The sequence below is a fragment of the Paractinoplanes ferrugineus genome, from assembly GCF_016862195.1.
GTDB classification, from domain to species: domain Bacteria; phylum Actinomycetota; class Actinomycetes; order Mycobacteriales; family Micromonosporaceae; genus Actinoplanes; species Actinoplanes ferrugineus.
Genome location: NZ_BOMM01000092.1, coordinates 1 through 24,428, shown reverse-complemented (window position 1 = coordinate 24,428; position 24,428 = coordinate 1). Strand labels below are relative to the sequence as shown.

Genomic DNA, 24,428 nt, shown 5'->3' with positions numbered 1-24,428 from the left:
TGATCAGTGATCTCGACGCTAGGGATCACCCGGCCGTGAGTCGTCCGTCCTGGTGATGGTGCGACGCGTACGACCTGAGTCGTACGCGTGCGACTCAGGTATCGCCGGGAGTCGGCTCGTGCGCCCGACCGCGCAGGTCCGGCTCAGCTGTCGCGGCCCGGCAGCACCAGACCCGACTCGTACGCGAAGACGACCGCCTGCACGCGGTCGCGCAGTCCCAGCTTGGTCAGGATCCGCCCGATGTGGGTCTTGACGGTCGCCTCGGAGACCCGAATCCGGCCGGCGATCTCGAGATTCGACAGGCCCTCCGCGAGCAACAGCAGGACCTCCTTCTCCCGGTCGGTCAAGTCGGCGGGCATGGCCGCCGGGTCGCCCGGCGCCATCAGCCGGCCGGCGAACCGGTCGAGCAGCCGGCGGGTGACCCGGGGCGCGACCACGGCGTCCCCGCCGGCCACCGCCCGGATCGCGGACAGCAGTTCCTCCGGGGGCACGCTCTTGAGCAAGAATCCGCTGGCCCCGGCCTGCAGCGCGGCGAACGCCTCCTCGTCGGTATCGAACGTGGTCAGGACCAGCACCCGCGGGCGAGGCCCGGCGGCGCAGATCCGCCGGGTCGCGGCCACCCCGTCGAGCACCGGCATCCGCAGGTCCATCACCACGACGTCGGCCTCAGTCGTACGCAGCAGGCGCAGCGCCTCCGCGCCGTCGCCGGCCTCGCCCACCACCGTCATGTCCGGCTGGTAGTCCAGCACCATGCGGAAGCCGGCCCGGACGAGCTGCTGGTCGTCGGCGAGCACCACCCGGATCATGCCGGCACCCCCGCGGAGATCAGGGGGATGCGGGCGCGGACCCGCCAGCCGCCGCCGAGGTACGGGCCGGCGTCGAAGGTGCCACCGTAGAGGGTGGCCCGCTCACGCATGCCGATCAGCCCGTGCCCACCGGACGGCGTACGGACCGACGGAGCGCCGTCGTCGCTGATCTCCAGCTCCACCGCGCCCGGACGATAAGCGACGCGTACGGTCACGGCAGGCGCCGGGCCGGCGTGCTTGAGCGCGTTCGTCAGCGACTCCTGCACGATCCGGTAGACCGCCAGCGCGACGCCCCGGGGCAGCTCGGCCGGCGCGCCGTCGACGACCAGCTCGACCGCCGCGCCCGCGGCCCGCGCCCGTTCCACCACCGAGGCGAGCGTGTGGTCCGGGGCGGGTTCATCGCCGCCCCCGCCGCCGTCGCGCAGGATCCGGACAAGCTGGCGGATCTCCTCCAGGGCGTCGGCGCCGGTGGTCCCGATCGTGCCCAGGGCCGCGCGGGTCCGGGCCGGGTCACGGTCGAAGGCGTACTCCGCGCCCTGCGCATGCAGCACGATCACTGACAGCGAGTGGGCGACGATGTCGTGCAGCTCCCGGGCGATCCGGGCCCGTTCCTCGGCTACCGCGACGCGGGCCAGCTGCGCCCGTTCCCGTTCGGCGTTTCCTCGGCGTTCGGCCGCCGTCACCCGCTGAACGCCAAGGAACCGCAGGCTCAGCCCGGCCGCACAGACCAGGGCGCCGAACCCGGCCAGGTCGAGGACCGACGAGCCGACCGCAGCCAGATCGACCGGCGGCCGCACGATCACCCCCACCGGGTCGGCGATCGTCGCCGACGGCCGCGCGTTGACCAGGAAACCGGCGCCGACCAGGGAGGCGGCGGCCCAGGCCCCCGCCGTACGCAGGGATGGGGTGTGGGCGAGCACCGCATGGGTGGCCACCGCCAGGGACAACAACAGCATCCCCTCGTGCAGCTGGGTACCGCGGACCTCGATCATCGCGGTCAGCGCCGCGATCACCCCCACCGCCACCAGCACGGCGACCGGCCGGCGGCGGCGCCACAGCAGGACCGTGCCGGTCAGCAGGCCGTAGATCAGCCCACCCAGCCGGAACTGGTGCCACCACCAGGTGGCCAGGACGACGACCGACACGGACACCGCTGCGTCGATCAGGACGGCCCGGTCGACGCAGCGCGCGAGAGACCCCATAGCGCGAGGATAGTGACCCGGTCCCGGCCGGCCGGCCGTTCGGACTCCACTGGAAGGTGAAATCGAGCGAGCGCACGAGGGGGATTTCGGTCGAGCAGCATGGCGGCGGTGGTCCATGCTGAGGAGATGGCGAGGACTCTCAGCTATGTCGATGCGATCCGGATGCCTGGCAGCGACGATGAGACCGGGAAGCGGCTCGAGGCTCTCGCCGACGGCGTCCTGTTGCCGACCGCCCCCGGCCGTCTCGGCCGCCCTGGCCCTCTGGCAGAACATCGCCACGATCGAAGGGCCCGCCACCTCCCTTGCGGGCGCGTCGGAGCAGATGAGCAGCACCGCCGCGAACATCGCCGCGTCCACCGAACTCAGCAACCTCGTCTCCACCTTCCGCATCTGAGCGCAGCACGGCAACGCATGGCATGCACCGAAGATGTCAGGATCGGAGACGGCAGCAGTCTGACCACGTCACCGCACACGCTCTGACGTGCCGTTGACGGTCTGCAAGGAGTTTGTGCCTCGTTGCTGCTTACGGGTGGGCGCGGATTGGGAGCACCATCGGAGTTGATCTCTATTCGCCCAAGGATCGAAGGCGGGGCGAGCGGATCAAGTGTCTAAGCTGCGGCGATCTAATGTGAATGATTGTTCTGGGTTCCCGGAAAGGTCACAAGCGCTGGACGTGTAGTCGAACGTGTTCAAGCCGGCTGGCGATGGGGGCGGACGACAGGGCGGCATCCGGATTTGCCGAGTTGAGTGCGCTTTGCCAGCAGCGGATCTTTCTGATTTTGTCATTCAAATAGGTGCGGATTTGACTCGCGCGTGAAGCCTTGAGCCTTCAGCCACTCCTCCGACTCCTTCCGATCTTCCTCGAGCTCTTTCTCGAGTTGCTCAGCCAGGATGCGGATGTCCTCGGAGGGAGGATCGGGGAAGTGAGCCACCGATTCGGCGATCTCATCGGTTAACTCCTCGCCGATAACCTGCTCGATAGCGTCCCAAATCTCTCCACGTGCCTGGAGGAGTCGAGGCTCTACAAGCCAATCTCTCATGAACTTGTCGAGCGTGTGAGCGTCAGCGTCGCCGCTGATCATGCGCGATGAGATGCGGTGTAGCGAGCCCGCGACATTCTCCAGAATTCGGCCGATTTCAATCGCCCGCTCCAACGGGATCGAAACTACGCGCGTTTCTCCCTCGGCTTCCATAGCCCTCAGCACATCACAAGTCCGACGTCCGAATCCAGTCGGCCTCCGACTCGTTTGCTACCCCAACTGAACCCGGCCTGAACACTCATCCGCCGATCGACTACTGGGCTCCGCCGGTGTACTCGTTTGGCCGATAAGGCGCACCCTGTTGGCTGGGCCTCGTGTCAGCACCACGCCGAGGCGCCGACGGGCGGTTGCGGGTAGAACGCCTGTCGGCGCGATCAAGAGTATGAGGCCAGGAGTTCGGCACCGACGAGAGCATCCGAATCTGCCTCCCGTCCGCTTGCTGTCGAGCGTGGTGGTTTCGTGCATCCTGGCGTTGGACTCGACGATGAACGGACAAACCTCGCGTATGGCGCTAGCTTCGTGGCATGCCACCATGCGTTGATCTTTACGTCTGGGTGCCCGTGTGTGAGCCGCAGACACTCAACGGCTTCATCGACCGTTTCGTCGACGTCACAGAGCCTGGGGACGAACGCTTATCAGCCTTCGTCCGCGCTTACATCGCGCAGGACGCCGATCAAGCTGACTGGGCTGTGATCGCTGAGCTGAGTCCTAACGGTGAGCCAGCTGACGGGTTCTCCCTGTATCTCAACGCTGTGGAGCACTACGGGGCAATCATCACTATCACTCAGGAGGGAGCAGCGGTTCTCGGACTCAGCCTCGATGACCCCGATGCGTCTCCTGAAGTAATGCGCGTGGCAGAGGCTCTGCTGAATCAGTTGAGGACTGAGTTCGCCGCTCCAGCAGGGTGCGCCGGAACGGAGCTACCGCCGGCGCGGTCTCGACAAGAATGGGACGACGATGCACTGGTCCAACTCCGTGTTGGAACCTTGACCTAAATCCATGACGGGTTCTAGATCTGCCTGTGCCTGCCACGCAGACGATCAGTCGAGGAGATTTGAGACCTCCGAACCCACCCGGTCTGGCTTGTTACACCGACGGGGGCGTTTACGGGTACGCCACCCGCCACGCGACCAAGGGGGAGAAGTATCCGGATTTGCCGCTGTCAATGCGCTGTGGGTTGTCGAGTGGTCACGTTGCACCGATGAGGCCGGGGCACGTCTCGTCCTTGGTGCTTGTAGTCGTAGGAGCGGGGATGACCGCAGTAGCAGACGCTGAGCAGCGTGTGCTGAGGGTCCGTGGACTGGTCCGGGTCAGCGCCGTATGCCCGGGGCACGGCATCGGCGCGTCTGGGCCGGTCACCGTCGGCGCTGAGCGGGCCCACCAGGCAACGACGCGCTCGGCCACGGAGTCGAACTCATCGTCGGCCACGTCGAGCGGCCGCGCGGCGGGCGGGCCGGTGCGACGAGCCGGTCGGAGTCGTTCGCGACCGCCACCCGCGTCCTGGCCGCCTTCGACCTCCGGACAACCGACTGACCGTGGCCGGTCCCGGTGGTCCCGGGCACGACGGCGTCAGCGAGACTGGGAGCAATGCCGCTCTAACGATCTGGAGTTCTCCTATGCCGCACGGGATCGTCCGCTGGTTCGACGCCGAACGGGGGTTCGGCTTCCTCGCGCCCGACGACGGATCACCAGACGTGTTCGTGCACGCCTCCGAGATCGTCGGGGACGGCGGCTCGAAGGTGCTCCGTGAGGGTCAGGCCGTCGAGTTTGAGGCCGGCAAGAACGACCGCGGTCCCCAGGCGCTGCGCGTGCGCGGCACCGCCGAGCAGGCCGCCGGCGGTGCCGTGGGCCTGCTCGGCACGGTCAACTGGTACGAGCCGACCAAGGGGTACGGGTTCGCATCGCCAGACGGCGGTGGCCCCGACATCTTCGTGCACAGCTCGGCCATCGTGACCGGCGGCGTGGTCAGCGAAGGGCAGCGGGTGGCCTTCGTCGTCGTCGAGGGCGAGCGCGGCCCGCAGGCCGCGCACGTGATTCCGCTCGGTCCTGGGGCCGGCCTGTCCGCCACGGCCGGCGGTGCCGACGGGGGGGACGGAACCGTCTCCTGGTACGACGAGGACAAGGGCTTCGGCTTCATCGCCCCGGACTCCGGCACGGGGGACGTCTTCGTCCACGCCCGGTCCCTGGCCGAGGGCCTCACCTGGCTGACCGAGGGCGACCGCGTGGCGTACGAGGTGGTCAGCAGCGACAAGGGCCCGCAGGCCAGCGACGTGCAGCTGGTCCGAGGGGCCGAGCCCGCGCCGCCACCGCGACGCCCGGCACCGGCCGGGCCGCCACCCGCCGGGAGTAAACCGCCGGCACGGGGCGTGCCCGCGCGCGCGGGCCACGGCGTCGTCGCACGTTACGACGGCGACCGCGGGTTCGGGTTCATCACCCCGGACGCCGGAGGCGACGACCTGTTCGTCCACGTATCCGTGATCGCCGGGTCGGAACCGCTGAAGCAGGGCGACCAGGTCCGGTACACGGTGCGTCAGAGCGACCGGGGCCCGCAGGCCGACCGCGTGGAGCGCCTCTGACACCTCTGAACACATGGGATGTCTGCCGCCGATAACGCGCCGTCGGTCTCGGCACCAGCCCTCACCGGTTCGTACACACCGGAACACGCCGATCGTCGCTACTGGTGACGCCGCCGAGCTGATCCGCAGTTACGTCAGGCGAGCAGCGGAGGTTTACGGCGAGCCGACGAGTCGGAAAGCGTCACGAGTTGGTGAGCGATGCGGTAGAAGGACCTCATGTCGAACCTCGTAACGGACGAGCGTCCAGATTGCGTTGACTGCCCGACGCAGCCGGCGGGTCGACGCACCGGTGCGACTCCTCCAGCGGCTCACTGATCCACCGTTTCAGAATGCGCCGAAGCTCCGCCGGTAGCGGTCCGGGCTGGTCCGCAGTTCGCGTTGAAAGTGGGCACGCAGCGCAGTGACCGAGCCGTGGCCGCTGCGCTCGGCGACGGCGGTCATCGGCAGGTCGGTAGTCTCGAGCATCCGTCGGGCCAGCAGCAGCCGCTGCTCATGCAGCCAGGCGAGCGGTGCGCTGCCGGTCTGTTCCCGGAAGCGCCGGGTGAGCGTCCGGACGCTCACCCGGGCCTGCCGGGCGATGTCGGCCACCGTGACGGTTTCGCCCGCGTGCCGCGACAGCCAGGCCAGGGTCGGTGCCAGCGAGCCGTCGCTGCCGGCCGGGACGTGATCGATGAACTGGGCCTGGTCGCCCTCGCGGCTGGGTGCCATGACCACGACCCGGGCGGTCCGCGCGGCGGCCGCAGCGCCGTGGTCGCGGCGGACCAGGTGCAGGCACAGGTCGAGACCGGCGGCGACCCCGGCCGAGGTGAACACAGGATGGTCCGCGGTGAACAGCGCTGCGGCGTCGACATCGACGCAGGGGTGGCCGCGGCCGAGTTCGGCTGCCGCGGCCCAGTGGGTGGTGGCGCGCCGGCCGTCGAGCAGCCCGGCCTGGGCCAGGACGAACGCGCCGGTGCAGATCGAGACGGTCCGCGCGCCGCGCGCGGCCGCCGATTGCAGCAGTTCCAGCACCTCGGCCGGGGCCCGGCGGGGGATGGCCAGGCCGGGCACGACGATGGTGTCGGCGTCGGCGGCGGCCTCCAGCCCGTACGGTGCCTGGATCTTGTAATAGCCGGTGCCGGACGCGGTGGCGCCGACCGCGGGCCGGACGCCGCAGACGCGCACCTCGTACGGGTATTCGCCCTCGGCCAGCCGAGTGCTGCCGAAGACCTGGCAGGGGATGGCTAGGTCGAAGCCGACGACGCCGTCCAGGGCGAGCACGGCGACGACGTGTGGTTCAGCGGGCATGGGTTAGCAGCGGGCCGGTGGTGATACGCAGCGTGCCCTTGCCGGCCGGGCCGATCTCGGCCGCCACGCCGAAGACGTCACGGATCAGGTCGACGGTCAGCACGTCGGCCGGTGTCCCGTGCCCGACCACGCTGCCCGCGTCGAGCACTACGACGGTGTCGGCGTAGCGGGCGGCGAGGTCCAGGCCGTGCAGCGCCGCGACGACGGTGATCCCGAGGTCGCGGACGAGTTCCAGGATGTCCAGCTGGTGGCGGATGTCGAGATGGTTGGTCGGCTCGTCGAGCACCAGCATGCGCGGCTGCTGGGCCAGGGCGCGGGCGAGCAGCACCCGTTGGCGTTCACCGCCGGAGAGCTCGGCCACCCGTCGCTCGGCGAAGGCGCCCAGCCCGGTCGCGTCGAGGGCCTGCCGGACGACGTCGTGATCGGTTGCGGTCAGCCGGTCCATGCCCCGCAGGTGGGGGTACGGCCCATGGTGACGGTCTCGGTGACCGTGAACTCGTAGCCGGAATGCTGCTCCTGGGCCAGGACGCCGGTGTGCCGGGCGGACCAGGACGCCGGCGTCGCCCAGATGTCGGTGCCCTGGACGAGGACCTGTCCCGAGTCGGGTCGACGGGCCCGGTAGATCGTCCGGAGCAGCGTCGACTTGCCGCTGCCGTTGGGGCCGAGCAGCGCAGTGAACGAGCCTTCGGGCACGCTCAGCGACACCTCCTTCAGCGCTTGCGTACGGCCCAGGGCGACCGAGACTGCCCGGATGTCGAGGCTCATGGTGCTCCCTCCGCGGCGAGCCCGCGGGCGTGCATGACGAGTAGGAAGAACGGCACGCCGAGGAACGCGGTGAGGATGCCGATCGGGAGTTCGGTGGGTGAGATCAGCATGCGGGCCGCGACGTCCGCCCACACCAGGAACAGGGCACCCAGCGCGGCGGTCACCGGCAGCATCCGCCGATGGTCGGCGCCGACCAGCATGCGGGCCAGGTGGGCGACGATCAGGCCGACGAAGCCGATGCCGCCGGACACGGCCACCACCGTGCCGACCAGCAGGGTGGTCACCAGCAGGAGTTCCCGACGCAGCCGGCTGGCGTCGACGCCCAGCGCCGCTGCGGCCTCGTCGCCCAGCACCAGCACGTTGAGCCGGCGTGCCCGGATCACCAGCAGCAGGCAACTGGCCGTCACGACAACGGCCGGCACGCCGAGCAGCCCCCAGTGGGCACCCGACAACGCGCCGAGCAACCAGAAGATGATCTGCTGTTGGGCCGAGGACGTCTCGGCCCGGGTCAGCAGGAACGAGGTGAAACCACCGAGCAGGTGCCCGACCGCGACGCCGACCAGGATGAGGCGCAACGGCAGGAGCCGGCCGCGGTGGCGGGCCAGCAACAGGACCACGGCTATCGCCCCGGCTGCGCCGGCGAAGGCGGCCACCGGCAGCGTGAGCGCTCCGAGCATGCTCACCCCGGTCGTGATGACCAGGACCGCACCGACCGACGCACCCGAGGACAGCCCCAGCAGGTACGGGTCGGCGACCGGGTTGCGCACCACGCTCTGCACCACCGCGCCGGCCAGCGCCAGCCCGGCACCGACCAGCGCACCCAGCAACACCCGGGGCAGCCGCAACCGCCAGACGATCAGATCGGCCGTGGACGCGGTGTCGGCCCCGCCGATGAGGTGGTGCACGAGGACCCGCGTCACCTCATCGGCGGGCACCCGCACCGGGCCGATACCGGTGGCGATGACCACCGACACCAGCACCGCGGCGCTCAGCACACCGAGAACGACGGCGTACGGCACCGTGCCCACCCGGAGCCGGAACCGGACTGCCGTCGCGCCGGTGACGCTCACGGGCCGTCCACGCGCAGGTCGCCCGCGATCTGCTCGAGCGCGTCGACGTTGAGCGGACTCGGGAACGCCGCCACGTACTGCGAAGCGGACAACACCCGTCCGGTCCGCACCGCAGTGGTGCCGGCCAGCAGCGGGTTGGCCCGGACCTGATCGACCAGCGCCTGCCCCTTGGCCTTGGCGAAGCTGTAGTCGGTGATCACGAGGATCACCTGCGGGTCACGTTCGGCGACCATCTCCGGCGACACCTGGGAGTGCATGCCGGCGGTGTCGGCGAAAACGTTCGTGCCACCGGCCGCGGTGACCAGCGCGTTGGCGATCGTCGCCGGACCGGAGGTGGGCACCGGCTGACCGGCGACCGGGTTGTCGGGCAGGATCAACACCCGCGGCCTCGGCCCGGCGACGGCCTTGGCCACCACGGCCTGCTCCCTGGCCCGCAGCTCGCTGATCAGCTGTTCGGCTCGGTTCCCGATACGGAACACCTGCCCGATCCTGCGCAGGAAGTCGTAGGTCGGCGACAGGTCGGTCAGCGGTTTCGCCGCCTCGGTGGGTGAGGTCGCGGTCGGCGTGCACGCCGCCAGGCCTTGGGCGTCCATCGTCGCCAGGTCCGCTTCCTTGGGCGATCCGGGGGCCCCGCCGAAATCGGCGAAGGCGGTCAGGACGAGGTCGGGTCGCTGCGCCGCGACGATCTCGGTCGGTGGCACGCTGTCAGCCGCCAGCACCGGCAGGCGCTGCAACTCAGCCTGGATCGGCCCCTTCTCCACCGAGAACGGCTTGGTGAACCCGACACCGACGACGCGGTCGCCCAGACCGAGCCGGACCATCGACTGCGCCGCATAGCCGTCGAGGACCACCACGCGCTGCGGCACGGATGTGAAGGTCATGTCCTGACCGGCGCAGTCCTTGACCGTCACCGCGGTTACGGCGTCGGCCGAGGGCGCTTCTCCGGCCGCGCCGCAGCCGGCCAGAGCCAGGCAGACAGCCAGAGTCCCCACCCTCCTGATCATGCGACGCTCCCGGCCAGCCATACGGCTCCTTGCCGCTCGTACTCCAGACCGCGGGCGACCCGCGCCGCGATCTCCGGGCCGTGGAAGCGCTCGAGCAGCCACAGACCCAGATCCAACCCGGCCGTGACCCCGCCGGCCGTGACCACGTCTCCGTCGTCGACGACACGCGCGTCCACCGGCTCGGCACCGGCCTCGGCCAGCGCTTTCATCGTCATGTGGTGGGTGGTGGCCTTCCGCCCGCCCAGCACTCCCGCCGCGGCCAGCAGAAAAGCTCCCGTACACACCGACGCGAGGACCAGACCGGGCCGCACCGCCTCGCGCAAGGCCGCGGGGATCTGTCCCCGGCCGAGCTCCACGGCCACGCCCGGCCGCTGCGACGACGCCAGGCCGCCGCCGGGCACCAGCACCACATCGGCCACCACCGGCGACCACGGCGACACCGGCCCCAACCGCAGTCCGCCCGCCGTCGTCACGGCCGTCCGCTCATCCTCGGCGACCAGCCGGACCGAAACGTCAGCCCCGGCCCGTCGCGCCATCGACAGCGTCTCGAACGGCCCGGTCACATCCAGGTCGTCCACGCCATCGAAGACCAGCACATCCACTCGCACGAAACCTCCAGCGCCACCGGCGGACGCCGTTCACGTCCGCTCCGCGCAACGTCAAGCTCACCGTGTCCGCCGGACGGACGAAAGTGGCCCGCAGGCCAAGGTGCGCCCGCTTCACGCCACGGCATCGGGCGCTCTGCCCCCTGTCCATGAGTCGCCGGAACGCCCCCGGCAGTTCCCGCGAACCGGGTGTGGGAGCCGGACCCACCTGCAGGACCGGCACGGTACGCGGTGAGACCCCGCGCCGACCATCGCTACCGCCGAACCTCGTCGTGGCCGAGGATCGCCAGCCGCTGTGCCATCGGCCAGCCGACCGTCGGCAAGGTCAGGCCCGCACCGAACGCTGGCGGATGACGCCGCCGCCACGGAGATGGTGAACCAGCCAACATATCTACGTTCACCATGAAGGGGATCGTGATGAACGATGAGGCCCCGCCTCCGTACTACCCACCGTGAGTGCTCCTGAGGTGACCGAGGCCCTCGCCGGTCTGGCCCGTGCCGCAGCCCGCGGTGACCGCGACGCCCTGACCGACCTCATCCGGCTGACCCAGGGTGACATCGCGCGGTTCCTTGCCCCGCTGTGCGCGCCCGCCGAGGTTGAGGATCTGACGCAGGAAACCTACCTGCGGGTCATGCGCGCCCTGCCGGCGTTCAAGGGCGAATCCTCCGTGCGTACCTGGCTGTTCGTGATTGCCCGCCGGGTCGCCGCCGACCACGTCCGGCATGCGCTGACCCAGTTGATCAGCGACCTCGCCGATGACCGCCGGGAGGCCTTCCTCCTCACCCAGGTCGCAGGTCTGTCGTACACCGAGGCGGCCCAGGTGTGTGGCTGCCCGGTCGGCACCATCCGGTCGCGGGTCGCCCGCGCCCGCGAAGATCTCGTCGTCGCTCTGGAACACCGCCAGGTCCGCGGTCGGCGGCGGAGTTCTCCGCCGGCGGGTTGGGTGTGGCGGTGCAGGTGCGGTAGCGCAGCCGCTCGGTCACGGGCAGGTGCGCGTCGATGGATTGCAGCACCTGGCATGGCGGGGGAGGCGACAGGCTCATCGGCCCGCGGACGGACGGAGCTTGGCCGGCCCGGTATTGGGGGTAGACGCCGCGCAGCAGGGGCGTGAACCGCGACGCGCGCTGATGGTCGCCTGCGGTGATCACACCGATGGCCTGGCAGGCCATCGCGGCGGCGATCATCCGGCGGCTGCACTTCCAGTCGGCATACCCGCGAGTATGAATCGGTAGTGGCAGAGGAAATGTCAGACCGTTGAGTTCGGTGTGGTGAATACCCAGAACACTTTCAACGCCGCCACATGTGCCGACTGAAGGATGAGACGCGTCAGCACCCGGTTGATCAACCACTGGAGTAACGGTGACAACGACCTATCAAGAACCTGTACCGCTCGGCGGCGACGTGGTTCAGGAAGAGCCCATGCCATGGAACGCAGACAAGGTCTACGTGTCCTTTCGGGGCGGCCCGGCATACACATCGCAAGTGAGCCGGCATACCGACGACCTGGCCCGTATCGGCCGCAGCGCCTTGAGGGTCCCGGTGGGCACCCCCGTGCAGATGCAGTGGACGCAGAACCGTCGAGGCAGCTTTGCCGAGGCCGTGGTGGTAGCGGTACCGGAGGGCGAGCAGCCCGGCCTGTACGTGCGTATCGAGCGTTCGAAGGCAGGTGTTGAGCGACGAGGCAGCGTCCGTACCGATCTACGGGTGCCAGCCGAGATCACGAACGTCTCCGGACGCCCGCTCTGGGGACACACGAAGGACCTGTCACTGGGCGGCGCGCGAATCCTCGTAGCAGTTGAAGCTATCGCCAAACATACGTCTGATGATCCGCTCTTCGTGTTCGGAGAGCAGGTTTCCATCGATCTGATCCTCGGTGAACGGGTTGCCCGTCTGGGCTGCCTGGTAGCTGGTTCGGGCACCGAACCCGGGGACGTACGGTTGCAATTCCTGGATCCGAGTGGCAGTGCTCTCGGACTGCTGTTCGGTTTCCTGCACCGGCCGGCTGCGGCGACCGCCGACATCCCGACCAGTTTCCCTGCCGCGTAGCGTGCTGAGATGGTGTTGTCGCGGCGGGAGAAGCGGCCAGCCATGCGTCGCGGACATCACCCAGCATCGCTCCGGCCGGGCGGGGTGCGTGCATTGCCTGATCCGCCCGTCGGTGACATCGCTGTGCTGGGAGTTGATGACTTCACAATCAAGCGTGGTCATCACTACGGCACCGTGCTAATCGATTGCGAGACCGCGACACCGAGCAGTTCCAGCAGATCCTGGCACGTTGCCCAGAGCTGCAATCCGCTGTCGAGCTGGTCCGTTCCTTCGCCGACATGATGACCAATCTGCACGGCGAACGTCTCACCGCGTGGATCACCGCAGCCGAGGAGGCAGCATTGCCGGCATCAGTCGCTTCGCTACCGGTCTGACCACCGACCTCGCCGCGGTCACGGCTGGCCTGAGCCTGCCGTTCAGCTCCGGACCGGTCGAAGGCAACGTCAACCGCATCAAGATGCTCAAACGACAGATGTACGGTCGAGCCGGCTTCGATCTGCTCCGCAAGCGCGTGCTCTTGACCAGGTGAGCCTTATCAGGCGCGAAGGGCACGCATCGCCGTGGAGGACACCGTCGCCAATTCAGGACGCGCCGGGATCAACAACGTGGAGATACCCATGCCCTCGTTCATCGCCGCCAGCTGAGACTCCTGCCGGAGATCGGTGAGGTTCCGAACGCCGCGGACGATGACACCGGACCGGTACGCATGACAGAACCCGGCTGTCAGCCCCGCCCACGCCGCTACTGCCACATTGCTCCAGTCGGTCGGGAGCAAGCAGCGCAGGGCCTCCAATCGCTGCTCCAGCGTCGCAGCAGGCTGCTTATCCCCGTTCACCGCCACAAGCACGGTGACTCGATCGAACAAGCGCCGCACCCGGTCCACGACATTCGCATGCCCGGCCGTGAAGGGATCGAAGGTTCCCGGATAGACCGCATGCGCGCCGCGCCGGCCGCTCCACGTCAGGTCGGACACCGATTCAGGCTAGCCAGACCGGCCTGATGGCACCGATACGGAGAGGCGAAGACCACAAGATCGATCACACTTTCTGCGCCAGAGCCCCGAAATTGCGACCAAAACGCAGGTCACTAAGGGATGTCTCGTAACCCGGTGGTCGTCTGGTTCGGACGGTGGTTGATCATGTTCGGGTGCAGGTGTTCTCGGCTGCTCGTACGGAGTTGATCCACCCGTTCACCGGGCTACGCCCGGCCCAGTTCCACCGCCTCGTACGGGTGGTCGCCCGCCGTGGCGGTGACACGATCGCCGACGGCCGGCCAGGACGGCAGTGGGCGCTGACCCTGCCGGATCGGGTCCTGCTGGTGGCCGTGTACTGGCGCACCAACCTGACCATGCGCCAGATCGGCCCGCTGTTCGGAGTCTCGCACTCCGCCGCCCACCGCGTGATCGACACCCTCGGTCCGCTGCTCACCCTCGCACCGGTACGCCGCCGCCCGAAAGGCCAGGTCGCGATCGTCGACGGCACCCTGATCCCGACCCGGGATCATCGACTTGCCGCGCAGAGCAAGAACTACCGGTACTCGGCGAACCTGCAAGTCGCGATCGACGCGAACACCTGCCTGGTCATCGCCCTGGGCGACCCGCAGCCCGGCAACCGCAACGACACCATCGTCTACCGCACCAGCGGTATCGAGCAAAAACTCGCGGGACGGGAGGTGATGGCCGACGGCGGCTACCGCGGCAACCCCGAGGTGATCATCCCGTACCGCAAACCCCGCGACGGCAGCGAACTACCCGCCTGGAAACAGGACTACAACACCGGACACCGCAAATCCGCGCCCGTGTCGAACACACCCTGGCCCGGCTCAAGACCTACAAAATCCTGCGCGACTACCGCCGCGCCGGCCGCACCCTCGCCGTCACCGCCGCCGGAATCGCCCACCTTCACAACATCGCCCTGGCCGGCTGAACCCGAGAAACCACCGCTAGGCCCTACAGCCGTCATCGAGTTACGAGACATCCCTTAGTGAACGTTGAAAAATGGCTCTGTCACGAAGTTGGTGAAGCCGCGGGTTGAAGTCGACCACAATCGCCGGGCGTGGTCGACTGTGGATGATCATGTTCGCGGTGCGTCCTCGCCCCGCCGTGCACGGTTTCGGCCTGCGCCTGCCCGGGTGAGGCGCTCCCTGGTGGGTGTCGCGTCCGGACGTTACTGTGCAATGGTGCAGCCGTCCCCGGCCGAGGAGTTCTGGAAACGGCTGCGTGCGCTGTACGCCGCCGCCGGCCGCCCCGACCTGGCCACCATCTGCCGTCAGGCCGCACACCAGCCGGAGCCCCTGAAACTCAAGGACGCCACCCTCAGCGAGTGGTTCCGCGGCACCGCGATCCCCAGCCTGGCCAACGAGCGAGCGCTGCTCTTCGTGGTCGCGTTCCTCGACGGGCGGGCCCGCTCGCGGGATTCGGGGCGCAGCGCCGAGCGGCCCGGTGAGTTGGTGCGGCTGTGCGGCGAGGCCCGTCGTACGCGACGGCCCCGCCCTGCCGCCGGTGTACTGCCCCGGTCGGTCTACCTGGAACAGCTGCGGCAGCAGGTGGCTCCGCCGGAGCTGTTCGGGCGCGCGGCGGAGCTCGCCGAGCTCGCCGCCTTCTGCTCCGGGGACGGCGCCGCCGCGTACGCCTGGTGGCAGGCCGGGCCGTGGGCCGGGAAGACGGCGCTGCTGTCCACGTTCGTCGCCGCGCCGCCAACCGAGTTCGGCGGCCGCCTGTGGATGGTGGCGTTCTTCATCACCGCACGACTGGCCGGTCAGGACACCCGGGAAGCGTTCACCGAGGTCGTCACGAAGCAGCTGTGCCAGTTGTTGGGCCAGCAGGAGCCGGACGGTCTGACGGAGTCCACCCGCGACGCGGCCCTGCTCGACCTGTTCGCCCAGGCCGCCCGCAACCGGGCCGACGTCGGCGGCCGCCTGGTGCTCGTCGTCGACGGCCTGGACGAGGACCGCGGGGTCACCACCGGGGAGACGGCCCGCAGCATCGCCGGCCTGCTGCCGTCCCGCCCACCGTCCGGCATGCGCGTCCTCGTGGCGGGCCGCCCCAACCCACCGGTCCCCGACGACGTGCCCGACTGGCATCCGCTGCGCGACCCCGGCATCGTGCGCCTCCTGCCGGCCTCGCCACACGCCCGCGACCTGCAACGACTCGGCAAGGCCGAGCTCAAGCGCCTGATGTCCGGGACGACCCTGGAACGGGACGTCCTCGGTCTGGTCACCGCCGCCCGCGGTGGTCTCACCGGCCGGGACCTCTGCGCGCTGACCGATGCCGGGCTCCTGGAGGTCGAGGAGGTGCTGCACACCGCGCCCGGCCGCACCTTCGACCGCCGCTCGAGCATCCTCACCGCCGGGCACGACGTTTACCTGCTCGGCCACGAGGAGCTGCAGACCGCGGCCCGTGCCTACCTCGGAGACGCCGCCATCGCGCGCCACGAGGACCGGCTGCATCGATGGGCCGACGGTTTCCGGAACGGCGCTCCCGCCTGGCCCGCGCACACCCCGGACTATCTGCTGACCGGTTACCCCCGTCTGCTGGCCACCCACCACGACGCCCGGCGCCTGGTCCTGCTCGCGACCGACGAGGCCCGCCACGATCGGCTGCTAGCCGTCACCGGTGGCGACGCCGCCGCCCTCGCCGAGATCGGGACGGCCCAGACCGAGCTGCTGGACCGCTGTGCACCGTCGGTCCTCGGTGACCTCGCGCTCCTGTCGCATCGACGCGCCCAGCTCGCGAGACGAAACAGCAAGATCCCGGTCGATCTTCCCGCGGTCTGGGAGACGCTCGGCAACGGGGTGCGGGCCGACGCCCTGACCGACGGGATCATCGACGCGAGCAGGCGAATGAAGGCGCTGGCGCTTCTGGCGGTCACCGCCGCCGGGCAGGGCCGCGTCGACCGGGCCGAGGAGGTCGCCTGGTCCATCCTCTTCCCGATCACCCGGGATATGACGCTCGCCGATACGGCCGAGGCGGCGGCCGGCGCCGGCGCGTGGGACGGGGCCGAGAAGATCGTTCAGTCGATTCCGGACGGGACCCGACGGGGCGTGGCGTTCCTCACCCTTGCCCGCCTCGCCGCCGAAGCCGGCGATCACGACCGCGCCGAGCGGATCGCCCTCGACCATCTCACCGATCCCAGGCGGACCCAGGCCCTGGCCGCCGTTGCCGGCTCCGCGGCCGCCGCTGGCGACCACGGCCCGGCGGACCGGCTCGTCGCGGAGGCGGAGCAGGTGGCCCGGTCCCGCCATCACCCGATCATCTGTGCCGACGCGTGGATCGAGGCGGCCACTATCGCCGTGATCGCCGGCCGGCCCGGCCGCGTCCCGGTCCATCTCGGCCAGGCCCAACAGGAGCTGCTGTTCCTCGCCGATCCGGAGGCGCGAGCCTTCCGGCTCACCGAGCTGGCCTCGATCGCCGCGACGACCGGCAACGACATGCGAACGTACGCCTACGACGCCGAGCAGGCGGCCGCCTCCATGGCCCGGCCCGACTCCGTCAACTGGATCCAGGGGCGCCTCATCGACGCCGCCTGCCTCGCGACCGATGTCGAATACGCGATGCGGGTCGCCGCCACCGTCGGCGACCGATCGGACCGGGAACGGGGTCTGGCCATGATTGCCAAGGCCATCGCCGGCACCGGTGATCTCGACACCGCCGAGACCCTTGCCCGGACGATCACCAGCCCCGCACGGCTGGGCGAGGCGCTGACGTGGCTGACCGAGGTAGCCGCCGGCGGAGGTGATCTTGAGCGGGCGGAGCGCACCGCTCTGTCGATCACCTTCACCGACGCCCGGATACGCGCGCTGATCGTGGTCGCCACGGCGGCGGCGCGCGACGGTCGCACCGGGCACGCCGATCGGATCGCCGCCGCCGTCGCCGTCCCCGCCGCCCGGGCGGAAGTGCTGGCCGCGCTGGCCCGGACGGCCGGCGAGGGCGGCGACCACGACCGCGCCCGGACGCTGGCCGTCGCTGCCGAGCAGGCCGCCCGGTCGACCGTCCCGGCCGCCCAGCAGGCCGCGGAGAGGGTCAGCCTGATCGGTGCGGTGTGTGCGACAGGCGACGTGGACCGGGCCGAACGTCTCGCCGCCGCGATCACCGAGCCGGAGCTGCGGGCGCGGGCGCTGGCCGTGGTCACCGAGGCCGCCTGCGCCACCGGGGACCTCGACCGGGCCGAGCAGATAGCCCTGGGCATCGGCTATCCCGGCCATCAGGGACGCGCCCTCGCCGCCATCGCCCGCGGAGCGGCAGCCATCGGGCTGCCGGGCTGGGCCGAGCAGACGGCCCGCGACATCAGCCAACCCGGTCGCCGGGCGGAGGCTCTCATCGGGCTGGTCGGTGAGTTCGCCGGCCAGGGTGACGCCGAGCGGGCGCGCATCCTCGCGACCGAGGCCGAGCGGGACGCCCGGTCGGTCACCGACCCGGCGCGCCGGGCCGAGGCGCAGAGCCGCCTGGCCGAGGCGGTTGCCGCCGCGGGCGATCTCGACCACGCCCGCGCGCTGGCCGCCGAGGCCGAGCAGGTGGCCGGGACCATCCCCTTCCCGGCTCGCCGGGCCGAAGCGCTGACGGCGCTGGTCCGGGCCGTGGCCGGCGCCGTCGGCGACCACGGCTGGGCCGAGCGGATCACCGCGGCGATCACCTCCGAGGGATGGCGGGCACAGGCCACCGTGGCGCTCATTGCGCCGCTGGTCGAGGCCGGTGAGGCCGACCGGGCCGAGCGGCTGGCCACCTCGATGGCCGGCGCGGGCCAGAGCCTGCAGGCGATCGATCGGCTCATCGGCGCCGCCGTGGCGGCCGGTGACATCGAGCGGGCCGAACGGGTGGCTCGGTCGGCCGGCGACCCCGGCGCGCGGGTCGTCACCCTGAACGCCCTCCTGCGGGCGTTCCTCGCCGCCGGCCGACGGCTTCACGCGCGCCGGCTCGCCACCGAGGTGAGGAGGCTCGTGCCGTCGATCGAGCTTCCCGGCCTGCGCGCCCGCACCCTGACGTCGCTCATCCCGCTGGCCGGCGACATCGGCGGAGCCGCCCTAACGCACGAGCTGATCGCCGACGCCACCCGGGCGGTGGCGGCCATCGAGCGGCCCGAGGACCGCGCCCGCGCCCAGATCGCCCTGGCCGCCGTGGCCGACCCGGCCTCGGCCTGCCGGCTGCTGGCCGAGGCGTTCGTCGACGGAGCATGGGGGGACCCGCTGCCGGTGGCGGCGGACCGGTTTCCGGAGGCGCTGGCCCGGTTCGCCGAGGCGGTGTCGGGATTCGCGCCCGCGGAGACGCTTCGCGGCTAGGGTCCCGTCTCCGGTGGCAGCTCGGGCCCGTTCGGCTCGCGTCCCGTGGTCTCGGTGCGGCGCACCAGAATGGTCAGAACGTCCCGTGCGGCGCGGCGCCGACCGGCGGTGGGCGCGATGAGCGCGGTGAAGGCGGCGGCGGAGACGGTCGCTGCGTAGAGCAGCGCCGCGAGGGTGACGGGGGAGTCGCGCATGACGGACGCCTTCCGGGTGGGCAGCGGAGTGTGCCCCTCCGTTATGTCTGCCCGGTCCTCCCGGAGCGACGAACCACCGCGTCAATCGGCAAGTTCTCACAGCTCAGACATGTTTCCGGTGGAGTTCCGGTCCGGAAGTCGCCGCGACCACCCCGCGGGTTCGGCGGCGGATTCACCATCGGTTCAAGACTGACCCCCCTTCCGTCTTCGGCGGACCTATGGGAAAGGTGGTGTTTGAGCGCGGTCCCGTCGCGGGCTCGCGGATTGACCACAGAGGAGACCGACATGGCGACACCGACCATCGTTCTCGTTCACGGCGCGCGGGCCGACGCGTCGAGCTGGAACGCCGTCGCATCCGAACTGCAGAGCCAGGGCCACACCGTGCTCGGGCCGCCGAACCTGCTGCGCGGGCCGGTTACCGACGCGGCGTACATCTCGTCGTTCCTGGCTCAGCGCACCACCGGGCCGGTCGTTCTGGTCGGCCACTCCTACGGTGGAGGCCCTGCCCGGCAACTCCGCCAGCATGATCACCATCGCCATGATCCAACCTCGCCCGCCGCCCAGCCTGCGAAACTACCCTAATCCGGCGAAACGCCCAAACCTCATAACACCACAAAAAATGTTAATCAGACGTCTCTGAGTCTCATGCAAGGTTGTTTCAGGGTCGTCGTGCGCGCATGCGGAGACGCCTAGCTCAATTGATTCGCGCACGTGCGAATATCTATGCGTGCGGTAAGCACCCGTCCATTGGCTAAATCCGGATGCCGCCGGCGGGGTCTGAATGTCACTCGGAGCGAATCGTTGGTCGTCAGGGGTGGGTTGACGGGATCCGTGCGGTGGTGGTCGTGATCGTGTCGCTGCGTAAGAGGGTCAGGAGGGCGGAGACTCGGCTGGTGCATATCGTGTAGCCGTCGCGACGGAGCTGTGCAGCAAGGGCGTCGCGGGTCAGGCCTCGGCGTTGGTCGCGGAGGGTGTTGCGGGCAGCACGGGCGGCCGGCAGTAGTGCTGCAAGTTCCGGGTCGATTGCGTCGCCCTGACCCTTATTTCGAATCCTCCGGTTCGTCAGCAAGCGGTTGTTCACTGGAGAGAGGTTCGATCGGCGGCTCGGCGGGTGGTGTATCCGGCGGGGCTGGTGGCGTCGCCGTTGCGGATGGTGGCGTGGCGTGTGGCGTGATAACCGATTCGGTGGCTGAGGTTCTGGTCGCACTCGTGGTGGCACGGTCCTCGACAGATTGGGTCTCGACTTCCGGCGGACGTGGTAGGTGCGCGGGGGCCGGGCGTGCCCGTTGGGCGGGGGAGTGTTCGTTGCGGATCGTGCGGACGCGTCCGGCGAGTTCGACCAGCGAGACGGAGGCGACGACGATCAGGCCGTCGACGGAGACCGGCAGCAGGTAGGGATTGGGTTGATGTTCGCCGAACTCGGCGACCACGGCGGCCATGTGGAAGCAGGACACGTATGCGGCGATGCTGGCGGTGGCGAGCAGTCGCACGGCGGCCAGCATACGACGGTAGATCGGCACGCGGGAGATCAGTTCGACCGTGAGCATCAGCGCGAGTGGTGGCCACGCGGCGATGGTCTGGGCGATGGGGTTGTCGCGTGCGTGCAGGATGTTCGCGGACACAGACGCTGCAACGCCGAGGACGAGGGCGGCCCGGACCGCCCATGGGAACCGTCGAAGCTGAACGAGGTCCATTCCGGCCGGACGGGCGCCGCGATCGCTTGCGTCCACGCCGGGGATGTCGAGCCCGGGATGAAGGGTCGTTGTAGACATCTGCTCAGCTCCGCCCGTGTCGAGAGGGCTGCGGGCGAGGTGGCCAGCTGGTCATCGGTGGGTGCTGACGCTGGACTTCAGCTGGCGGGCAGCGACGCGGCAGGTGGCTTCGGAGGGTTCGGATTCGCCGAGTTCGGCGAGCCGGTTCTCCAGCAGGTGCAGGGTGCGCCGTACGGCGTCGGGTCGGCCGAGGCGGCCGTGGATGCGCATCAGCCGCTGGTACAGCTCTTCGTTGACCGGGTCGTGCTCGATGGCCTGTTCGAGCGCGGCGATGGCCTGATCAGGTTGGTCGGTTTCGAGGATTTCGGCGATGCGGGCGTAGGCGCTCAGGAGTCATCACATTCGCGCTGATCAGCGCCTGGATGATGGCATGAGCGCGGGCCGCGGTCAGGTCGTGGGTGGCGCCGGGCAGGGCCATCGACGACCAAACGAGCCGGCCTGCCGGATCGGCGATGACCTGAACGTTGACACCGTGGCGGCGGTGCTTGCCGGAGAAGTAGGGTTTCTGGTCGGCGACCCGGTCCATCGGGATCAGGGTGCCGTCGAGGATCGTGTAGGCGAGCAGCCGGATCCTGGTCATCGCCGTGGTCAGGTCATCGGCGGTCGCGGCGAGCAGGTCGATGGCCTCGCGAACATATCGCCAGGCCGTGGTGACACCGATCTCGAAGCCGGCGGCCAGGTGGGTCAGGGTGTCGCCGTTGCGCAGGTGGGCTGGGGCGAGCAGGGCTTGCCGGCCGGGTTCGAGGCGCCGCCATCGGGAACGGCGCTGGGTGCGGTGAGCTCGGATGAGGTCGGCGAGGTGGTTCAGGCTGCGGGTGGACAGCGGAATCGCGGCAGGGTAAGACAGCACAGCGAGGCTCTCGGTTGGGGCATCTGATCTTGGGCGATTGCTGTCTTACCGGGAGCCTCGTCCTACGTGGAAACCGGCCACCCACACTGCCCGTGACCTCTATACCCTCACGATGAAAATGGCTGTGATGATGAGGGTGGTTGGGAAAAGAACAAGAAGGAGATCGTTGTCGACGGAGTAGTGACGGCCGGTACTGTCGGCCTGGGTGGTGCTTTCCGAATGGCTCAGTACGGCAAGCTCGGCGGTATCAAGGGTGCGCCAGTGCCACCGATGCAATGGGTGACGAGGTCCGGTCGTGACTTTATGAAGACTGTTCAAACGGATGCCTGGAACGAAATGGGTATGTGGTCTTGAACAATCCAAGGTGGCACCTGGACGGCGCCGTCTTTTGTTGCGAAACAGGCTGCGGCCCATGATTGGTGACCGCGTATGCTTGTGCGTCGATCGCGTGATAGGTGAGTTCGGCTGGAGCCCGGAGATATGAAGTCGGTCTGGCGGTCATGGTTCTGGAATATTGTGCTCGGCTTCTGCACGGCGAGCCTGGCCGGCATATGCACAGCCATCGCGGTCTCCAAGCTCATGCCGCCGACGGACGGTGCTGGCGTCGGCGTGGGCGTCGGTTTTGGTCTGATGGCGATATATATGTGGGGTTTCGCGATCCGCGCCCTCATCGCGGGTGTCTACATCGAGTCTGAGCGGGTCGTTGTCCGCCGCATTGCCCGTACCACGAAGATCAACTGGACTGAGATCGAGAGGATCGAGACCGGTCGCCCGACCTCGGGCCCGTCGGGCGCGGCGGGGGTTGTCGTCCCCGTGATCAAATGGAGGCGCCCGACCGACACCAAAACCCGCGAAGTCACGGTTGACATCCTCGGCGGCTACCGACCTGGCCCGGAGAGCCTGTCCGCCCGGGCTGGCCGGGAACTCAATGCCCGGTTGAAGGACCATCGCCTCAAGAACCCGCAGTAGCCGCGAGCTGTTTCCCGCCGGCTCAGTGAAGCCTCTCAATCGTGATTCAAGCGGGTCCGGGACGCTTGCGCATGATCTGACTAGGTGTTCCGTTGCTCCTGCGTGGCTCGAATTTCGTCGGGACAAGAGGGCGTAGGGAGCAGCCCCGGCGTGGAGCGACGCTTTGCGGCAACGACAGGGCGGATAGCGTCATCGATGAGGCTGCCCAGCACGCTTACGCCCATCTGTTCGGACCAGCTCCGCAATGGGCGTCGGCGGGGTTCCCCGGGTGCGTCGCAGTAAATCGGCGAGGACCTCGTGGGCCAGCAGACCGCACCGCATTTCCGACGGAGCGAGCCGGTCGCCTTCGAGAAGCATTTTGCTTGCCTTCTCGATGTTGCCGATCTGGGTGTGAGCGTGGGTGATGTTGAGGTAGTGGCGAGCTCGGCGTTCCGGTGGTACGGCCGCAAAGCTCTCCTGGTCTAGTCGCTGTCGGGCAACCCCTGATATCGGGGCAGTCCCGGGGCAGTCCCAAAGGGTCACCCTTTACGTGCAGATCAACGTCGGAGGGCTTGATGTGTAGCCCGGCTGCCCGGCCGCCCGGGCGTCTTCGTGATTCGCAACTCTGAGAATCTTGATGTCAGCGGGCGCATCGTATCGTACGGCGCGAACGCGGGTGGCGAAGCAGGAGGAGGAGGCGGCGGTGAGTGACGCAGATGAGATGCGGTACTGGAAAGTGCGATGGTTGCATGACCTACCCGACGAGCCCGTCGAGCTGTACAGCGAAATCGACGAAGACGATTACGAACGGCGCAAGGTGGAGATTTATCGGGATGGCCACGCGGACTACGCCGGCCCGACGGTTGCTACCGGTTCAACAATGCTTAGCGAAGTTCCCGTGGGCACCTTCGAGGACATCGCCCTACTGGACGACTTCGAACCAATTAAACCACCGGAGACGACTTCGAAAGGGTGTGGCGGGCGGCGACAGAGGCATAGGCCGATGCCGCGATAGCTGGGGGTCGAAGAACTCGTCGCCGAGATCTCATGGACGGCATGACCGAATGGCAGAAGCGGCCTCTCGACCGCGTCTACCCGGTCGTTTTCCTCGACGCGATCAACGTCAAGATCCGGGCTCTGTCGCTGATCTTGTGATGTGGACGGTGCATACTCGACGGCGAACGACGCGAACGTTACGACCTTAAGCTTATCGTCCGCTACAGCAGCGACCTTCTCGTCCGCTAGCGCAGCGATCGGTGCCGCTATGGCGCCCGGTGCTAGGTGAGCGAATCCCTGAGCAACGAGCACGCTGGCCGGTGGCCACTGATGGCCATGCACCTCGACCAGAGCTTTGAAACGCTTGGCGTCAGCATGGGCGCCGAAGGTGGTTCCGTCCCAGGCGCCCTCACGGGTTCCACCGGTACGCCACTTCACCCGATACCGAGTGATCTTGCTCTTGGTCTTCCGAGTCTCAATTGAGGCCATCGCGCTGTCTCTCAGCTGCCATGGCAACCAAGCTCGCGTCCGGAACGGCCTCCCTCCTTGGGGCGGCGGTGTTCCCACGGCGGCCCAGGGTCCGGAAAAATAATGCCGCCAATCAATAACCTCTGTTCAGCGGCCACTTTGCATCGATGAACACCTGTGTCCGGAGATTGACAAAGGCCGATACTCCATCGTCGCCGATTCTTCAAATAGGCGACGTTTCCGTGTGATCACTACGCGAACCAGCCCATATTGCCCGCGAGGGCTGACGCAGGGACTGTGCCGGGAGCGGTGTTTTTGGCCCGACACGCCAGGCGGATGGCCTGGCGGGATGGGCACTGTGAGTGATGGCATCGAAGGTTGTGAGTCCGCGGGAGAAGATCGAGGGTGACGGGCGGCGGCTGTCGCGCGAGCAGGCCGCCGCGGCGGCGATGGTGGCCGAGGCGAAGGCTCGCGGGCTGGAGCTGACCGGTCCGAACGGTTTGTTGAAACTGCTCACCAAGAATC

General features: G+C 68.9%; 20 protein-coding genes and 8 pseudogenes. 14 read left to right on the top strand and 14 right to left on the bottom strand.

The features are described 5' to 3' along the window. Positions 1–143: 143 nt before the first annotated feature. Positions 144–806, bottom strand: coding sequence for a response regulator transcription factor (locus Afe05nite_RS42065; RefSeq protein WP_203822948.1), 663 nt, complete (start codon positions 804–806; stop codon positions 144–146). After that, a complete protein-coding gene (locus tag Afe05nite_RS42060; RefSeq protein WP_203822947.1) occupies positions 803–2,008 on the bottom strand; it encodes a sensor histidine kinase in 1,206 nt (401 codons plus the stop codon). The genes Afe05nite_RS42065 and Afe05nite_RS42060 overlap by 4 nt, the downstream gene beginning before the upstream one ends. Positions 2,009–2,186: 178 nt before the next feature. Here Afe05nite_RS42060 and Afe05nite_RS42055 point away from each other — a divergent pair, with 178 nt between their 5' ends. Further along, positions 2,187–2,402: a hypothetical protein gene (locus Afe05nite_RS42055; protein WP_203822946.1), complete on the top strand. Its 216-nt coding sequence runs from the start codon at positions 2,187–2,189 to the stop codon at positions 2,400–2,402. A gap of 388 nt (positions 2,403–2,790) precedes the next feature. Here the strand turns inward: Afe05nite_RS42055 and Afe05nite_RS42050 are convergent, their stop codons facing one another. Continuing rightward, complete coding sequence (locus Afe05nite_RS42050) at positions 2,791–3,201, bottom strand: hypothetical protein (RefSeq protein WP_203822945.1); 411 nt, start codon at positions 3,199–3,201, stop codon at positions 2,791–2,793. A 1,463-nt stretch (positions 3,202–4,664) separates the two neighbouring features. Between Afe05nite_RS42050 and Afe05nite_RS42045 the strand changes: the two are divergent. The 3 genes and pseudogenes from Afe05nite_RS42045 to Afe05nite_RS44400 all read left to right on the top strand — a co-directional run. Next, a pseudogene (locus Afe05nite_RS42045) lies at positions 4,665–4,862 on the top strand (cold-shock protein); the annotation flags it as partial. Between the two features lie 36 nt (positions 4,863–4,898). Then, positions 4,899–5,090, top strand: a pseudogene (locus Afe05nite_RS42040) (cold-shock protein); the annotation flags it as partial. Further along, positions 5,079–5,624 carry a cold-shock protein gene (locus Afe05nite_RS44400; RefSeq protein WP_239118626.1) on the top strand — a complete coding sequence of 182 codons (546 nt, stop codon included), beginning with the start codon at positions 5,079–5,081 and terminating at the stop codon, positions 5,622–5,624. The pseudogene Afe05nite_RS42040 and the gene Afe05nite_RS44400, both read left to right, overlap by 12 nt. A 324-nt stretch (positions 5,625–5,948) precedes the next feature. Here the strand turns inward: Afe05nite_RS44400 and Afe05nite_RS42030 are convergent, their stop codons facing one another. The 6 genes from Afe05nite_RS42030 to Afe05nite_RS42005 are packed head-to-tail and all read right to left on the bottom strand — an operon-like array spanning position 5,949 to position 10,358. Further along, on the bottom strand, positions 5,949–6,911 hold the full coding sequence (locus Afe05nite_RS42030) for a GlxA family transcriptional regulator (RefSeq protein ID WP_203822944.1): 963 nt from the start codon (positions 6,909–6,911) through the stop codon (positions 5,949–5,951). Further along, on the bottom strand, positions 6,901–7,356 hold the full coding sequence (locus tag Afe05nite_RS44790) for an ABC transporter ATP-binding protein (protein ID WP_203822943.1): 456 nt from the start codon (positions 7,354–7,356) through the stop codon (positions 6,901–6,903). The genes Afe05nite_RS42030 and Afe05nite_RS44790 overlap by 11 nt, the downstream gene beginning before the upstream one ends. After that, positions 7,344–7,676: an ATP-binding cassette domain-containing protein gene (locus Afe05nite_RS44785; RefSeq protein WP_203822942.1), complete on the bottom strand. Its 333-nt coding sequence runs from the start codon at positions 7,674–7,676 to the stop codon at positions 7,344–7,346. The genes Afe05nite_RS44790 and Afe05nite_RS44785 overlap by 13 nt, the downstream gene beginning before the upstream one ends. Further along, positions 7,673–8,746: a FecCD family ABC transporter permease gene (locus Afe05nite_RS42015; RefSeq protein WP_239118624.1), complete on the bottom strand. Its 1,074-nt coding sequence runs from the start codon at positions 8,744–8,746 to the stop codon at positions 7,673–7,675. Before Afe05nite_RS42015 ends, Afe05nite_RS44785 begins: the two co-directional genes overlap by 4 nt. Beyond that, positions 8,743–9,738 carry an ABC transporter substrate-binding protein gene (locus Afe05nite_RS42010; RefSeq protein WP_203822941.1) on the bottom strand — a complete coding sequence of 332 codons (996 nt, stop codon included), beginning with the start codon at positions 9,736–9,738 and terminating at the stop codon, positions 8,743–8,745. The genes Afe05nite_RS42015 and Afe05nite_RS42010 overlap by 4 nt, the downstream gene beginning before the upstream one ends. Before the next feature lie 8 nt (positions 9,739–9,746). After that, positions 9,747–10,358, bottom strand: a complete 612-nt coding sequence (locus Afe05nite_RS42005; RefSeq protein ID WP_203822940.1) for a DJ-1/PfpI family protein — start codon at positions 10,356–10,358, stop codon at positions 9,747–9,749. A gap of 464 nt (positions 10,359–10,822) precedes the next feature. Here Afe05nite_RS42005 and Afe05nite_RS44390 point away from each other — a divergent pair. The 3 genes and pseudogenes from Afe05nite_RS44390 to Afe05nite_RS44385 form a co-directional block, all read left to right on the top strand. Then, positions 10,823–11,257, top strand: a pseudogene (locus Afe05nite_RS44390) (sigma factor-like helix-turn-helix DNA-binding protein); the annotation flags it as partial. 458 nt (positions 11,258–11,715) lie between these two features. After that, a complete protein-coding gene (locus Afe05nite_RS41995; protein ID WP_203822938.1) occupies positions 11,716–12,402 on the top strand; it encodes a PilZ domain-containing protein in 687 nt (228 codons plus the stop codon). Between the two features lie 313 nt (positions 12,403–12,715). Further along, positions 12,716–12,931, top strand: a complete 216-nt coding sequence (locus tag Afe05nite_RS44385; RefSeq protein ID WP_438869812.1) for a hypothetical protein — start codon at positions 12,716–12,718, stop codon at positions 12,929–12,931. A gap of 6 nt (positions 12,932–12,937) precedes the next feature. Here Afe05nite_RS44385 and coaD read toward each other — a convergent pair whose 3' ends face one another. Further along, entirely contained in the window at positions 12,938–13,375 is a 438-nt protein-coding gene (coaD, locus tag Afe05nite_RS41985) for a pantetheine-phosphate adenylyltransferase (RefSeq protein ID WP_239118622.1), read from the bottom strand. A 173-nt stretch (positions 13,376–13,548) separates the two neighbouring features. Between coaD and Afe05nite_RS41980 the strand changes: the two are divergent. After that, positions 13,549–14,327 (top strand): annotated as a pseudogene (locus Afe05nite_RS41980) (transposase family protein). Between the two features lie 250 nt (positions 14,328–14,577). Further along, a complete protein-coding gene (locus Afe05nite_RS41975) occupies positions 14,578–18,675 on the top strand; it encodes a hypothetical protein (protein WP_203822937.1) in 4,098 nt (1,365 codons plus the stop codon). Here the strand turns inward: Afe05nite_RS41975 and Afe05nite_RS41970 are convergent. After that, entirely contained in the window at positions 18,672–18,869 is a 198-nt protein-coding gene (locus Afe05nite_RS41970) for a hypothetical protein (protein WP_203822936.1), read from the bottom strand. The two genes, Afe05nite_RS41975 and Afe05nite_RS41970, sit on opposite strands and share 4 nt — an antisense overlap. A gap of 285 nt (positions 18,870–19,154) precedes the next feature. Between Afe05nite_RS41970 and Afe05nite_RS41965 the strand changes: the two genes are divergently transcribed. Next, positions 19,155–19,451 (top strand): esterase/lipase family protein, encoded by a 297-nt coding sequence (locus Afe05nite_RS41965; RefSeq protein WP_203822935.1) that lies wholly within the window; start codon positions 19,155–19,157, stop codon positions 19,449–19,451. A gap of 458 nt (positions 19,452–19,909) precedes the next feature. Here the strand turns inward: Afe05nite_RS41965 and Afe05nite_RS41960 are convergent, their stop codons facing one another. The 3 genes and pseudogenes from Afe05nite_RS41960 to Afe05nite_RS41950 all read right to left on the bottom strand — a co-directional run. Next, entirely contained in the window at positions 19,910–20,641 is a 732-nt protein-coding gene (locus Afe05nite_RS41960) for a DUF2637 domain-containing protein (protein ID WP_239118621.1), read from the bottom strand. A 51-nt stretch (positions 20,642–20,692) separates the two neighbouring features. After that, positions 20,693–20,974, bottom strand: a pseudogene (locus tag Afe05nite_RS41955) (tetratricopeptide repeat protein); the annotation flags it as partial. Beyond that, positions 20,973–21,491, bottom strand: a pseudogene (locus tag Afe05nite_RS41950) (transposase family protein); the annotation flags it as partial. The pseudogenes Afe05nite_RS41950 and Afe05nite_RS41955, both read right to left, overlap by 2 nt. Positions 21,492–21,971: 480 nt before the next feature. Here Afe05nite_RS41950 and Afe05nite_RS41945 point away from each other — a divergent pair. The 4 genes and pseudogenes from Afe05nite_RS41945 to Afe05nite_RS45180 all read left to right on the top strand — a co-directional run. Continuing rightward, positions 21,972–22,460, top strand: a complete 489-nt coding sequence (locus Afe05nite_RS41945) for a hypothetical protein (RefSeq protein ID WP_203822934.1) — start codon at positions 21,972–21,974, stop codon at positions 22,458–22,460. Positions 22,461–23,142: 682 nt separating this feature from the next. Continuing rightward, a complete protein-coding gene (locus Afe05nite_RS41940) occupies positions 23,143–23,454 on the top strand; it encodes a DUF6881 domain-containing protein (RefSeq protein ID WP_203822933.1) in 312 nt (103 codons plus the stop codon). A gap of 29 nt (positions 23,455–23,483) precedes the next feature. After that, a pseudogene (locus Afe05nite_RS41935) lies at positions 23,484–23,573 on the top strand (transposase); the annotation flags it as partial. Between the two features lie 710 nt (positions 23,574–24,283). After that, positions 24,284–24,428 (top strand): annotated as a pseudogene (locus Afe05nite_RS45180) (IS256 family transposase); the annotation flags it as partial.

Excerpts from the sequence above, each read along its gene's own strand:
- Afe05nite_RS41975 (WP_203822937.1), top strand. The coding sequence starts at position 14,578 with ATGGTGCAGCCGTCCCCGGCCGAGGAGTTCTGGAAACGGCTGCGTGCG.
- Afe05nite_RS44785 (WP_203822942.1), bottom strand. The coding sequence starts at position 7,676 with ATGAGCCTCGACATCCGGGCAGTCTCGGTCGCCCTGGGCCGTACGCAA.
- Afe05nite_RS44790 (WP_203822943.1), bottom strand. The coding sequence starts at position 7,356 with ATGGACCGGCTGACCGCAACCGATCACGACGTCGTCCGGCAGGCCCTC.
- Afe05nite_RS42055 (WP_203822946.1), top strand. The coding sequence starts at position 2,187 with ATGAGACCGGGAAGCGGCTCGAGGCTCTCGCCGACGGCGTCCTGTTGC.
- Afe05nite_RS41970 (WP_203822936.1), bottom strand. The coding sequence starts at position 18,869 with ATGCGCGACTCCCCCGTCACCCTCGCGGCGCTGCTCTACGCAGCGACC.
- Afe05nite_RS42050 (WP_203822945.1), bottom strand. The coding sequence starts at position 3,201 with ATGGAAGCCGAGGGAGAAACGCGCGTAGTTTCGATCCCGTTGGAGCGG.
- Afe05nite_RS42030 (WP_203822944.1), bottom strand. The coding sequence starts at position 6,911 with ATGCCCGCTGAACCACACGTCGTCGCCGTGCTCGCCCTGGACGGCGTC.
- Afe05nite_RS42065 (WP_203822948.1), bottom strand. The coding sequence starts at position 806 with ATGATCCGGGTGGTGCTCGCCGACGACCAGCAGCTCGTCCGGGCCGGC.
- Afe05nite_RS41945 (WP_203822934.1), top strand. The coding sequence starts at position 21,972 with ATGAAGTCGGTCTGGCGGTCATGGTTCTGGAATATTGTGCTCGGCTTC.
- Afe05nite_RS41960 (WP_239118621.1), bottom strand. The coding sequence starts at position 20,641 with ATGTCTACAACGACCCTTCATCCCGGGCTCGACATCCCCGGCGTGGAC.
- Afe05nite_RS42060 (WP_203822947.1), bottom strand. The coding sequence starts at position 2,008 with ATGGGGTCTCTCGCGCGCTGCGTCGACCGGGCCGTCCTGATCGACGCA.
- Afe05nite_RS41965 (WP_203822935.1), top strand. The coding sequence starts at position 19,155 with ATGGCGACACCGACCATCGTTCTCGTTCACGGCGCGCGGGCCGACGCG.